The sequence below is a fragment of the Xanthobacter sp. SG618 genome, from assembly GCF_012932745.1.
In the GTDB taxonomy this organism is placed as follows: Bacteria; Pseudomonadota; Alphaproteobacteria; order Rhizobiales; family Xanthobacteraceae; genus Xanthobacter; species Xanthobacter flavus.
Genome location: NZ_JABBHL010000006.1, coordinates 151,234 through 163,017, shown reverse-complemented (window position 1 = coordinate 163,017; position 11,784 = coordinate 151,234). Strand labels below are relative to the sequence as shown.

Genomic DNA, 11,784 nt, shown 5'->3' with positions numbered 1-11,784 from the left:
CGTCGGTCAGCCCTTCACCGCGCCCGCCCCCAGCCCCTGGATGAAATACTGGCTCAGGAGGGCGAAGGCGCCGAACAGCGGCAAGGCGATGAGGGTGGAGCCGGCCATGATCTCGCCCCAGCGCAGATCGAACGAGCCGACCATGGAGGCGAGCCCCACCGGCACGGTCTTGTTGGCGTCGGAGCCGATCATGATGAGGGCGTAGGTGTAGTCCGTCCAAGACAGGAGGAAGGAGAAGATGGCCACCGTAATCAGCCCCGGCAGCGACAGCGGCAGCACGACCCGCAGGAAGGCGCCGAGCCGCGTGCAGCCATCCACCATGGCCGCCTCCTCCAGCTCGAACGGCATGCTCTTGAAGAAGCCCCACAGGAACCACACGCCGAGCGGCAGCGTGAGGGTGAGGTGGGAGACGATGACGCTGGTGAGCGTGTCGCCGAGCCCGAGCTTGGCGAAGATGGAGAACATGGGAATGGCGATGAGCAGCGGCGGGAACATGTAGGCGTAGAGCATCGCCCCCACGATGATCCCCTTGCCGCGGATGCGGTGGCGCGTGACCGCATAGGCGATCATGATCGAGAACACCATGGTCACCACCACCGTCACGGCCGCGACGATGAGCGAGTTCAGGAACTGGGAGGGATAATCCGTCAGTTCCAGAAGGTTGGTATAGTATTCCCAGGTGAACGGACCCGGCAGCAGCGACGTGGAATTGATGAGCGCCTGCGGTGCACGGGTGGAGGACACCACCATCCAGTAGATGGGGAATGCGGAATAGACCGCGATGAGCGTGGCGGCGACATAGAGCGCCACGCGGCCGGCGAGCGAGCGGGGGGAGGAGCGAGTCATTCCGGCATCACTCCGTGTCGAGCGGGAACAGGCGGAAATAGATGAACACCACCAGCGACAGGATGGCGAAGGAGATGGTCGCCACCGCCGCGCCGCCGCCGATGTCGAACTGCCCGAAGGCCTGCTTGTAGGACAGGATGGCGAGATGCTCCGTGGCGCCCACCGGGCCGCCCTGGGTGAGCAGCCAGATGACGTCGAACTTGTTGAACATCCACACCGCGCGCAGCAGCACGATCACCGTGAGGATCGGCTTCAGCATGGGCAGCGTGATGTGGAAAAAGCGCTGCACGGCGTTCGTGCCGTCCACCTTCGCCGCCTCGTAGAGGGAGGACGGGACCGTCTGCAGCGCGGCGAGGAAGGTGGTGGTGACGAAGGGCGTCCACATCCACACGCTCACCAGGATCACCGAGGCCATGGCGGCGCCGGGGCTCTCGAACCATTGCACCTGGGGCAGGCCGAGCGCGGACATCATGGTGGTGAGCACGCCGATGGAGCCGTCCACCATCCACTTGAAGGTCAGCACCACCACCACGGTCGGCAACAGATAGGGCAGGATGGAAAGGCCGCGCACGATGTTGCGGCCGGGAAACACCTGGTTGAGCACCAGCGCGAAGCCGATGCCCAGCACCACCTGGAAGATGATGGTGCCGAACGAATAGATGAACCCGTTGATGAGCGCGCGCCAGAACACCCACTGCGAAAGCATGCGCGTGTAGTTGTCGAGCCCCGCCCATTTGGGCGCGCCGACGAAGGAATCCATCTGGTAGAAGCTCAGCGACACCGCATAGACCACCGGCGCCACGATGAGCAGCGCGGTCACGGCGAGGCCCAGGAAGAGGAAGGAATAGATCGTCGCTTTGGAGCTCACCTGCGGCGCCTCGCTGGAGCGGCTTGTGACCCTAGGGGGTCAACACGGGAACGCCCGGCCCGGGACCGGAGCTGTGTCGAAGGAATGGCCGGCAGGCCACGATCAGGGCAAAGCCTGCCGGCCTTGCGTCTTCGGGGAAGCCCTCAGGACGCAATCAAGAGGCGATGACCTGCCGCATGCGGTCGGCGGCGGCCTTCACGCACTCGGCGGAGGACATGCCCTTCAGCACCTTGTTCTGAAGCATCTCCGGGAACACGAAGGCCTCGAAGATCTTGCCCGGCTTCAGGCTCGGCGAGGGGCCCTGCGTGTCGATGGAGGTGAGGATCATGTTCTTGTCGGTGAGGAAGGACTTCATCATCTCCACCGCCGCATTGTGCTTCTCGATGAGCGGATGGGCCCGCCAGCGCGCATCGTCATAGACATCGAGGCGCGGCGGCTGGAAGTGCAGCGGAGCGGTGTGGAGGAAGTTGATGTACTGGTTCTCTGTGAACCACTTCATGAACTTCATGGCCTCGTCGGACTGGGGCGTCTTCAGCACCACCCAGCCGTCATAGCCATGGTTCACCGCCTGATGCTTTCCGGCGGAATCCATGTAGGGCATGATGCCGTACTTGTCTGCCAGCGCGGGGTTGTTGCGCTCGATGGTCTCGATGATGCGGCCCGCATAGGCGGTGTGCGCCACCTTGCCCGAGGTGAAGTTCGACAGCACCTCGCCGAAGCTCGCCTGGCTCGTGCCGGACGGCATGGTCTTGTAGAGATCGCCGAAGAAGTCGAGATAGCGGCTCGCGCGCGGCGCCATGTCCGCATTGTCGAAGATGATGTTCCACTTGTCGTCGAACAGCTGCACGCCCTCGGCCCACATGAAGCCGGGGGAGAGCCAGTTGGTGGCGCCGTTCGAGCCGATGGGGAACAGGGAGCCGGCTGTGCCGTCGCCGTTCAGCGCCTGGCTGTTCTTCAGGAAGCCATCCCAGGTCTTCGGAACCTCCAGCTTGTTCTTCTCGTAGAGATCCTTGCGATAATAGATCCAGGCGAGGTTGTAGTCGTAGGGATACCAGTAGACCTTGCCGTCCACCGGGAACAGGATGTTCGGCCCCCACTTGTACTTGTCCGTCAGCTCGTTGAGCGGCATCAGCTGCCCCTCGGCGGCGAGGATCAGCACATGGCCGACGAAGGCGAAGGTGGCGATGTCATAGGGCGTGCCACCGCGCAGCGAGGTGGTCACTTTGGTGAAGATGCCGTCCAGCGGAACGGAATCCACCACCACCTTGGTGCCGAACTGCTTCTCGTATTCCGCCGCCGCCACTTTCAGCGCGCGGATGCTGTCGATGGAGGTCTCGGCATTGAGGAAGCGGATGGTCTTGGTGCCCTGCGCGCGCACCACGGCGGGGGCCGCGAGCCCACCCGCGGCGATGCCGGCACTCAAGGCTCCGGCGCCCTTCAAAAGGGTCCGGCGTGACAGCCCGTCCTTCTTGATCTCGTCCATGGCGTTCTCCCGATCGTCTTGTTCTGCGTTCTTGTTTTCACTCGGCAAATTCAGGCGGCGGGCCGCCGCCCCACGTCCGCGTCGGCGCGGTTGATCCGCGCTCCGGTTTCCTTGGAGAAGACATGCAGCCGGCCGGGCCGGAACTGGATGGGAAGGGTCGTACCGTTGCGCACCGCGTCGGTACGGTCCATGAGCACGCGCAGGCGCACGCCCACGACCTCGCCGATGCACAGCGTCTGCGCGCCGAGCTGCTCGATCACCGCCACATGGAAGGCGTGCGCGCCCGGCGCCTCGCCGACACCGATGTGCTCGGGGCGGACGCCGAGAACCAGCGGCGTCCCCTCCGCAGCGGCGATGCCCGGCGGCAGCTCGATGGAAAGGCCGCCGGCCTTGAGCGCGCCGCGCTCCAGATGCCCCTCGATCATGTTCATCTCGGGCGAACCGATGAAGCCGGCCACGAACAGGTTCGCCGGCCGGTCATACACCTCCAGCGGCGCGCCCACCTGCTGCACATGCCCGTCGCGCATGATGAGGATGCGGTTGGCGAGCGTCATCGCCTCAACCTGGTCGTGGGTGACGTAGACCATGGAGGTCCCCACCTCCTGATGCAGCCGGGCGATCTCCTCGCGCATGCGCACCCGCAGCTTGGCGTCGAGGTTGGAAAGCGGCTCGTCGAGCAGGAACACGTCGGGGTCGCGCACCAGCGCGCGCCCCAGCGCCACGCGCTGCATCTGCCCGCCGGAAAGCTGCTTGGGCTTGCGCTCCAGATAGGGGTCGAGCCCCAGCATGGCGGAGGCGGACTTCACCCGGCGGTCGATCTCCGCCTTGTCCATCCGGCGCATCCTCAGGCCGAAGGCGAGGTTCTCGTAGATGGTCTTGTGCGGGTAGAGCGCATAGTTCTGGAACACCATGGCGATGTTCCGGTCCTTGGGCTCGAGGCGGGTCACGTCGCGCCCGCCGATCTCGATAGTGCCGGTGGTGATCTCCTCCAGCCCGGCGATCATCCGCAGCGTGGTGGACTTGCCGCAGCCGGACGGGCCGAGGAACACCACGAACTCACCGTCGCGGATGTGCAGGTCCACGCCATGCACGGCCACCTGGCCGCCATAGGCCTTGCGGACCTTGTTGAGCCTGACTTCAGCCATGGGTGACCTGCTCCCGGTGCGCGGCAGCGAGGGCGCGCTCGTCCTGTACGAAGGCGTGGATCCGATGGTTGATCGGGGCGAGTGCCGCCTGGATCTCGCAATAGAGCCCGTGGCCGCGCGCATAGAGCGCCGCGCGCTCCGGATCGGGCGTGGCGGTGGAGACGATGGCGACGCGGCGCGCCGCATCCGCCTCGTCGCGATAGGCGCCGACGCCGACACCGGCCAGCAAGGCCGCGCCGAACGAGGCTTCCGCCACCGCCGGCAGTTCCACCTTCACATCCAGCACATCGGCCACGATCTGTCGCCACAGGGCGCTTTTCGCCCCGCCGCCGGTGAGGCGGGCGGTGGAGAAGTAGAGCCCCTTGGCGCGCAGGGCGACGAGGCAATCCTTCAGCGAATAGGCGACGCCCTCATAGAGCGCCCGCACGAAATGGCCCGGCCCGTGATTGAAGCCGATGCCCACGAAATCCGCGCGGAGCAGCGGGTCCCAATGCGGACTGCGCTCGCCGTTGAGATAGGGGTGAAAGAACAGCCCCTCCGCCCCCGGCCGAACGGCGGCGGCCAGGCGGTCCATCTCGCTGAACACCTCGCCGCCGTCCTCGCCCGCGCGCTTGAAGAAGGTGTCGCGCAGCCATTTGTGGGCCGAGGCGCAGGAATTGGTGGCCGCGATCACATACCAGTGGTCCGGCATGATGTGGGGATAGTTGATGACCGTGAAATCCGGCCGGGGATGGCGGGAGAGCACGCTCACCGTCGCGGCAGTGGCGAGCTTCACCACGCCGAGGCCCTCGCCGGTCATGCCCGCGCCATAGGTCTCGGCCGCCGTGTCGGACGTGCCGCACACCACGGGCGTGCCCTCGGCGAGGCCGGTCTGACGCGCGGCTTCCGCCGTCACCCGCCCCACCACGGTCTTGGGAGCCACGATGGGCGGCAACGTCTCCAGCGGCCAGCCGATCATCGCGCACAATTCGGGCGACCAGCCTCCGGTGGAGGCATCGGCCATCAGCGTGCCGACGGCGTCGATGGTGTCGGTCTCCCAGGTGCCGGTGAGGCGGGAGCGCAGCCAGTCCTTGGCCACGTAGAGCCGGCGCACGCGGGCAAAGGCTTGGGGCTCGTGCCGGCGCAGCCACAGCATCTGCGGCAGGGTCCAGGTGGGATTGGCGCGGTTGGCACCGATCTCCAGGATGCGCGCATCCCATTGCCGGCGCAGGTCCGCCGTCTCGGGACCGGAGCGCTGGTCGTTCCAGAGGATGGCGGGGCGGATCACCACCCCGTCCGCATCCTCCAGCACCTGGGTATGGGCGCCGGCGGAAAACGAGATGCCGAGCACATCCTGCGGCCGCGCACCGGCAGCGGCGAGTGCGCGCGGCACGGTCTCGCACACCGCGCGCCACCAGCCGTGGGGGTCCTGCTCGCTCCAGCCGGGATAGGGCGCCGAGGTGGCGATGGGCGCGGACGCCTCGCCCGCCAGCGTGCCGTCGATGCGGATCACGCTGGTCTTCAGCGCCCCCGCGCCGAGATCGATACCGATGAGGAGATCAGCCGCCACGGCGCACGTCCACCGCTCCGGCGGCCGGGCGCAGGCCCAGCTTGCCGGGATTCATGAGGTTGCCCGGATCCAGCGTGTCCTTGATGGCCTGCAGGACGTCGAGGCCGACGCCCAGCTCCCGTGCCAGCCACGGGTTGCGGAACACGCCGACGCCGTGATGGTGGGCGATGGAGCCGCCGTGGTCCAGCGTCAGCGACTGGATGGCCTCCCACAGCCGCGCATGGAGCGGCAGCGCCTCGGCTTCCGGCATGGGCGGCAGGCGGATGGTCATGTATTGGCAGGCGCCCTCGGGATAGATGTGCGACCAGTGCGCGCCGAAATGAATGTTCGGATAGATGGCCCGCACCGCCGCTTCCATGGCGGCATACATGCCGGGAATGGCGGACCAGTTGCCGGTCACCTCGATGGTGTCGTTGTAATAGCCCGCCGCCTGCCATTTCTGCGAATAGGCGACGTAGCGGTTTTCCTTCCAGTGATGATACGGCCCGTCCGGCGCGACCACCGCGCCCTGTGCCTTGGCGATGGCGAGGCTCATCTCCTGTTCCGCGCTCACCATGGGCTCGGTGCCGGAGAAGGCGAAGATGCCGAGGATGGGGCGGGTGGCGAACGCCTCCAGCCCCTGCGTGCGCTCCGCGCTTTCCGCCGCGTCGTAGAGGCGGGCGATGGTCGGACGCAGTTCCGCCTGCATGATGCGGCGGGCGGTTTCCCATGCCGCTTCCAACGACGGAAAGGCCAGCACCACGCCGCGCTCCACCTCGGGCTTCTTCCAGATGCGCAGCGTGACCTCGGTGATGATGCCGAACGCGCCCTCGCCGCCCACCATCAGGTCGCGGATGGAGGGTCCCACCGAGCGGCGGGCAAGCGGGCGCACCTCCAGCAGGCGGCCGTCCGGCAGCACAGCCTTGAGCCCGAGCACGATGTCCTCGATCTTGCCATAGCGGCTGGAGGCCTGTCCCCCGCCCCGGCACGCGACCCAGCCGCCCACCGTGGAAATCTCGATGGATTGCGGAAGGTGGCCGCAGGTGAAGCCCTCGGCATTCAAGGCAGCCTCGAACTCGGCGCCATTCATGCCGGCCTCGACGGTAACCATGGCGTTCTGCGGATCGACCGAGACGATCTTGTCCAGCCGGCGCAGGTCCACCATCACCTCCTGGGCGAGCGGGATGGCCCCACCCAGGACGCCCGAGCCGTTGCCGAACGGGATGAGCTGGATGGCGTTCTGCCGGGCATGGCGCACGATGGCGGCCACCTCTTCCGTCGAGCCCGGCCGCACCGCGAGGCGCGGCATGACGCCGGCGAGCCGTCCGGAGCGGGCGCGGAAATTGGCGAAGGGCAGGCGGTCATGGGCATAGGCGCGCCGGTCTTCCTCGCCGGTGAGCACGTTGTCGCGGCCGACCAGCGCGGCAAGGGCCTCCACCAGCCCCGCATCGGCGCCCGGCGCGTGGGAACCTTCAGCTTCGGCGATGTTGGTTTGGACGGCAGCTGGACCGGTCATAGGCACCTCTTTGGGCGAGAGGCACGGCAATGCGATCCCTTGCGGGCTCCCATGTTGGCGTCCTCCCGGCGTCGTTTCGATCTTGAACAATCGTTTGTTCAAAGCTGTCAGAGAAAGCTGGAGGCGTCAAGCGGGGATGTTCAGAGGGGTGCGGGGCCGGTGGACCCGCGCACCACGAGGGCGCCGGGCGGCAGCGGCGCCACCGGGGCCGAGTCTTCCCCGCCGAGGGCGCGGATGAGGAGGCCGGTGGCGACGCGGCCCATCTCCTCGGTGGGCATGGCGACGCTGGTGAGGGCAGGATAGAGCATGCCCGCGACCGGCGCGTCGTGCAGGCCGATGACCGAGATGTCCTCGGGAATGCGCAGGCCCGCCTCGTGCAACGTCGCCATAGCACCGGCAGCCGAGACGAGGGTGGCGGCCAGCACCGCGGTGGGATGTTGCGGCAGCAGCGCCCGCATGGCCTGCGTGCCGCCTTCGGCGGTGTAGCCCGCCACGCCCACCAGCGCTTCATCGAAGGCGATGCCGGCCGCCTCCAGCCCGTCACGATAGCCCTGCAGGCGCTCGCGGGCATTGAAGCCGCCCTCGCGGCCGGCGAGATGGGCGATGCGCCGATGGCCGAGGGCGGTCAGGTGTTCCACGCCCTTGCGCGCGGCGGCGCGGCTGTCCAGCACCACCGAGAGGGGCGCGCCGGGCAGGATGCGGTTCATGAGCACGAAGGGCACCCGCGCGGCAGCGAGGTCCGTGCGCAGCACCTCGTCGTCGTCGAGGCTCGCGACGAGCAGGCCGTCCACCCGGTTGGTGCGGGAAATCTTGGCGATGGTGGTGGCCGTCTCCCCCGGCTCGCGATGGGAGATGAGCAGCGAATAGCCGCGCTCGGCCGCCTCCAGCTCCGCCCCGCGGATGGCCGAGGCGAAGACCGGGTTGTCGAGCTGGGGCACCACGATGCCGAGCGTATCCGTGCGCTGGGTCCGAAGCCCGCGCGCCAGCGGATTGGCGAGATACTGCATCTCCTCGGCGATCTTCAGGATGCGGACGCGCGTCTCCTCGCGCACCCGTTGGCTGGCCTCGCCCCTGAGCACGCGCGAGGCCGTCGACATATCGACGCCGGCCGCCCGCGCCACATCCGCCAATGTCACCCGCGCCATCCCGCCGGAGCCCCCCGCCAGATCTCCCTTGCCCACCATCCTCCAGGCACGGGCGTCTTTGCAAGGCGGGCGAAATGCCCCGCCGACCAAGCCGGCGGGGCATCGCGTCTCAGTGGCCGAGCGACCAGCGCCGCTCGATGGGGGTGGGCTGCTTCTTGCGGGTGGCGCACAAGGAGCAGCCGCAGCCGGCGAGGTGCTCGCGCTTGACCACCTTGGGCTCGGCGGAGGTCTTCTCCGAGCGGTCGATGGCCCGGCGCAGCTTGCCGTCCATGGTGCCGAGGCGAGGCATCGCCATCTCGCGCGGCGCCTCGCCGCTGCAATTGGGGCAGCAGGCGGGCTGTTCGGCCGCGCTCATGGAGCCCCAGTCGTCGAAGGGCCCGCAGGCCTCGCAGGAATAGGTGTAGAGGGGCATCGTCTGTCTCCCGGGGGAAACGGGCGGCCCACGGGCCGCCCGGATGAAATGTCAGGGGTTGAGCCAGCCCTGCAGCAGCGAGAGGCCGGGCACCCAGCCCGTGAGAATGCCGATGAGCACGGTGAAGGCGCCGGTGAACTTCAGGATCGGCTGCTTCATCGTCAGCAGCAGGAAGTAGCAGAACCAGAGCAGGCCCCAGCCCACCCAGTTCCACCCCATCCAGAGCCCGATGGACGTCTCCGCCCCGCGCAGCGACTGGATCGCCACCGGTGCCACGGTGATGGCCACGAACAGGCTGAACCAGCCGAGCCCGCGTCCGTCCACCTTGGTCACGCGGTTGTAGGCCACCCAGAAATAGGTGGCGGTGAACAGCAGCGTCAGCGCCGCTCCCTTGATGGAGGCCGCATCCGCCGCCGGGTTGAAGGCCCAGTACGCAGAGATGGCAAGCGTGACAAAGCCCGACACCACGTTCACGACGATGATCTCGCGGTCCTCGATCTTGCCCAGCAGCCAGAGGCCGTTGAGCACCAGAACCGCGCCCACATAGAGCAGGCCAAGTCCAAGCAGCATGATGGATCTCCTCAGCCCCGGCCGGTCGCGCGGCCGGGGCACCAGGGGGTTGCCTCTTGGACTCAGCTCGCGCGGGCGACGTCGACGCCCGAGACCTGCCGGGTGGGTCCGGTGGAGTTCGGGTTGATGTCGAATTCGAAGATCTTCGTGGGGATGGCCACCGTCGCGCACACGTTCGGGATGTCCACGATGCCGGCGATGCGGCCCTCCACCGGCGCGGTGCCGAGGATGGTATAGGCCTGCTCGCCCGAATAACCGAACTTCTTCAGGTATTCGATGGCATTGAGGCAGGCCCGCCGATAGGCGACGTGGGCGTCGAGATAGTATTGCTCGCCGGTGTGCTCATCCACCGAGATGCCCTCGAAGATGAGGTAGTCGTCGAAGTGCGGATCGATGGGGCTCGGCTTGAAGATGGGGTTGATGACCCCGTATTTCGCCATGCCGCCCTTGATGAGGCCGACACCGATGTCGATCCATCCGGCCATCTCGATGGCGCCGCAGAAGGTGATCTCGCCGTCGCCCTGCGAGAAGTGAATGTCGCCCATGGAGAGGCCGCCGCCCTTCACATAGACCGGGAAGTAGCAGCGCGAGCCGCGCGACAGGTTCTTGATGTCGCAATTCCCGCCGTGCTCGCGGGGCGGCACGGTGCGCCAGCCTTCCGCCGCCGCCTTGTCGCGCAGCGCGCCGGTCATCTGGCCCATCAGGGCAGTGTCCGCATAGGGCAGCGCCGCAAGCGGCGGCACGCGCTGCGGATCGGTGGCGACGAGGGCGGCCTCGCGGCGGTTCGCCTCGGCCATCAGCTTATGGTCGGGCAGGCAGCCGATCAGGCCGGGGTGGATGAGGCCGGGGTAGCGCACCCGCGGCACGTGGCGGGAGGTGGTGTAGATGCCGTGGAAGTCCCAGCAGGACTTCACCGCCTCGGGATAGTGCTCGGTGAGGAAGCCGCCGCCGTTCTTCTTGTCGAAGAGGCCGTTGAAGCCCCATTCGGAACCTTCGATGGGGCCGATGTCGAGAATATCCACCACCATCAGGTCGCCCGGCTCGGCGCCTTCCACGCCGAACGGACCGCTCAGATAGTGCACCTTGGTGAGGTCCACGTCGCGCACGTCGTTGGCGCTGTCATTGTTGGCGATCTGCCCGCCGGTCCAGTCGTAGCACTCGACCCGGAACTCATCGCCCGGCTTGAACATCTCGACCATGGGCAGGTCCGGATGCCAGCGATTGTGCGTCTTGATGGTCTGCTGCTCGGGCGCCTTGTTGAGGTCGATCTTGAAGACGGTCTTTGCCATGGACTTCCTCCTTGGAGGGTGCCGCGGCCTTCGCGCCGCTCTGCGGGCAGCCTTGAAACCGCCACGCCCGCACCCTGCCCGGAAGCTAGGAAGCCCATGTAATCGGCCTTCGGCATTTGCCGGGCGCCCCATGTAAATTTTTGTAAGCGGCGGCGGCTCGCCCGCCCATCGCGCGCCGGGCGCGCTATTATCCGGAGGCGAAACAGAAGCTCAGCGCGAGGGTGCACGGCGGGATGATGAACGAGGCTGCGCGCAGTCCGAGAATCCTGATGGTGGACGACGACCGCCGGATGTGCGGCTTCGTCACCAAATTCCTGGCGCGGGAAGGTTTCTGCGCGGATTTCGCGCTGGACGGCAGCGCCATGCGCGACGCGCTGGCGGCGACGCGCTTCGACCTCATCATTCTCGACCTCACCTTCCCCCGCGGGGAAGACGGGCTCTCCCTCGCCCGTGCGGTGCGCGCCGGCTGGGACATGCCGCTGCTCGTGCTCTCGGCCAAGTGCGAGACGGTGGACAAGATCGTCTGCCTGGAACTCGGGGCGGACGATTACGTGACCAAGCCGTTCGAGCCGCGCGAGCTGCTCGCGCGGGTGCGGGCGCTGCTGCGGCGCGCCAACGGCGCCATCCGCGCACCGGCCGCCTCCCCTGCCCCGGCCGCGCCGGCCGGCCATCACCTGGTGTTCGGCGTCTTCCGGCTGGACCTCGACCGCCGCGAGTTGACCCGGCAGGACGGCATCCGCGTGGCGCTGACCAGCCACGAATTCCGCCTGCTCGCCGCCCTCGCCGAGCGGCCCGGCCGCGTGCTCACCCGCGACCAGATGCTGGATCTCGTGGCGAACCGGCAATGGGCGCCGTTCGACCGCAGCATCGATGTGCTGGTCGGCAAGCTCCGGCGCAAGCTGGAGGATGGCGGCGGCGGGGAGATCATCAAGACCGTGCGAGGCGAAGGCTATGTCTTCACCCCGCCCGCGCCGCACTGAGG

At 67.6% G+C, this 11,784-nt stretch carries 11 protein-coding genes; 1 reads left to right on the top strand and 10 read right to left on the bottom strand.

All coding sequences use genetic code 11. From position 1 onward, the window contains the following. Positions 1-6 precede the first annotated feature (6 nt). The 10 genes from FHT36_RS17085 to fmdA all read right to left on the bottom strand — a co-directional run bounded on the left by FHT36_RS17085 (position 7) and on the right by fmdA (position 10,802). Entirely contained in the window at positions 7-846 is an 840-nt protein-coding gene (locus tag FHT36_RS17085; RefSeq protein ID WP_169123693.1) for a carbohydrate ABC transporter permease, read from the bottom strand. Positions 847-853: 7 nt separating this feature from the next. Then, positions 854-1,714, bottom strand: a complete 861-nt coding sequence (locus tag FHT36_RS17080) for a carbohydrate ABC transporter permease (protein ID WP_169123692.1) — start codon at positions 1,712-1,714, stop codon at positions 854-856. Between the two features lie 154 nt (positions 1,715-1,868). Continuing rightward, entirely contained in the window at positions 1,869-3,197 is a 1,329-nt protein-coding gene (locus tag FHT36_RS17075) for an ABC transporter substrate-binding protein (RefSeq protein WP_169123691.1), read from the bottom strand. A 50-nt stretch (positions 3,198-3,247) separates the two neighbouring features. Continuing rightward, a complete protein-coding gene (locus tag FHT36_RS17070; RefSeq protein WP_169123690.1) occupies positions 3,248-4,342 on the bottom strand; it encodes an ABC transporter ATP-binding protein in 1,095 nt (364 codons plus the stop codon). Further along, on the bottom strand, positions 4,335-5,891 hold the full coding sequence (xylB, locus tag FHT36_RS17065) for a xylulokinase (RefSeq protein ID WP_169123689.1): 1,557 nt from the start codon (positions 5,889-5,891) through the stop codon (positions 4,335-4,337). The genes FHT36_RS17070 and xylB overlap by 8 nt, the downstream gene beginning before the upstream one ends. Next, on the bottom strand, positions 5,881-7,386 hold the full coding sequence (locus tag FHT36_RS17060; RefSeq protein ID WP_169123688.1) for an FAD-binding oxidoreductase: 1,506 nt from the start codon (positions 7,384-7,386) through the stop codon (positions 5,881-5,883). The genes xylB and FHT36_RS17060 overlap by 11 nt, the downstream gene beginning before the upstream one ends. Before the next feature lie 140 nt (positions 7,387-7,526). Beyond that, positions 7,527-8,570, bottom strand: a complete 1,044-nt coding sequence (locus tag FHT36_RS17055; protein WP_246702283.1) for a LacI family DNA-binding transcriptional regulator — start codon at positions 8,568-8,570, stop codon at positions 7,527-7,529. Between the two features lie 70 nt (positions 8,571-8,640). Beyond that, the gene (locus FHT36_RS17050) at positions 8,641-8,943 is read right to left on the bottom strand and encodes an FmdB family zinc ribbon protein (protein WP_169123687.1); all 303 of its coding nucleotides are present in this window, start codon (positions 8,941-8,943) and stop codon (positions 8,641-8,643) included. 51 nt (positions 8,944-8,994) lie between these two features. Beyond that, a complete protein-coding gene (locus FHT36_RS17045) occupies positions 8,995-9,513 on the bottom strand; it encodes an AmiS/UreI family transporter (RefSeq protein ID WP_169123686.1) in 519 nt (172 codons plus the stop codon). 62 nt (positions 9,514-9,575) lie between these two features. Further along, positions 9,576-10,802: a formamidase gene (gene fmdA, locus FHT36_RS17040; protein ID WP_169123685.1), complete on the bottom strand. Its 1,227-nt coding sequence runs from the start codon at positions 10,800-10,802 to the stop codon at positions 9,576-9,578. Positions 10,803-11,071: 269 nt separating this feature from the next. Between fmdA and FHT36_RS17035 the strand changes: the two genes are divergently transcribed. After that, on the top strand, positions 11,072-11,782 hold the full coding sequence (locus FHT36_RS17035) for a winged helix-turn-helix domain-containing protein (RefSeq protein ID WP_246702282.1): 711 nt from the start codon (positions 11,072-11,074) through the stop codon (positions 11,780-11,782). Positions 11,783-11,784: the final 2 nt, after the last annotated feature.

What these genes read in the sequence shown, in the direction of transcription:
- FHT36_RS17085 (WP_169123693.1), bottom strand. Translation starts at nt 846, where the DNA reads ATGACTCGCTCCTCCCCCCGCTCGCTCGCCGGCCGCGTGGCGCTCTAT.
- FHT36_RS17075 (WP_169123691.1), bottom strand. Translation starts at nt 3,197, where the DNA reads ATGGACGAGATCAAGAAGGACGGGCTGTCACGCCGGACCCTTTTGAAG.
- FHT36_RS17070 (WP_169123690.1), bottom strand. Translation starts at nt 4,342, where the DNA reads ATGGCTGAAGTCAGGCTCAACAAGGTCCGCAAGGCCTATGGCGGCCAG.
- FHT36_RS17060 (WP_169123688.1), bottom strand. Translation starts at nt 7,386, where the DNA reads ATGACCGGTCCAGCTGCCGTCCAAACCAACATCGCCGAAGCTGAAGGT.
- FHT36_RS17055 (WP_246702283.1), bottom strand. Translation starts at nt 8,570, where the DNA reads ATGGTGGGCAAGGGAGATCTGGCGGGGGGCTCCGGCGGGATGGCGCGG.
- FHT36_RS17050 (WP_169123687.1), bottom strand. Translation starts at nt 8,943, where the DNA reads ATGCCCCTCTACACCTATTCCTGCGAGGCCTGCGGGCCCTTCGACGAC.
- FHT36_RS17045 (WP_169123686.1), bottom strand. Translation starts at nt 9,513, where the DNA reads ATGCTGCTTGGACTTGGCCTGCTCTATGTGGGCGCGGTTCTGGTGCTC.
- fmdA (WP_169123685.1), bottom strand. Translation starts at nt 10,802, where the DNA reads ATGGCAAAGACCGTCTTCAAGATCGACCTCAACAAGGCGCCCGAGCAG.
- FHT36_RS17035 (WP_246702282.1), top strand. Translation starts at nt 11,072, where the DNA reads ATGGTGGACGACGACCGCCGGATGTGCGGCTTCGTCACCAAATTCCTG.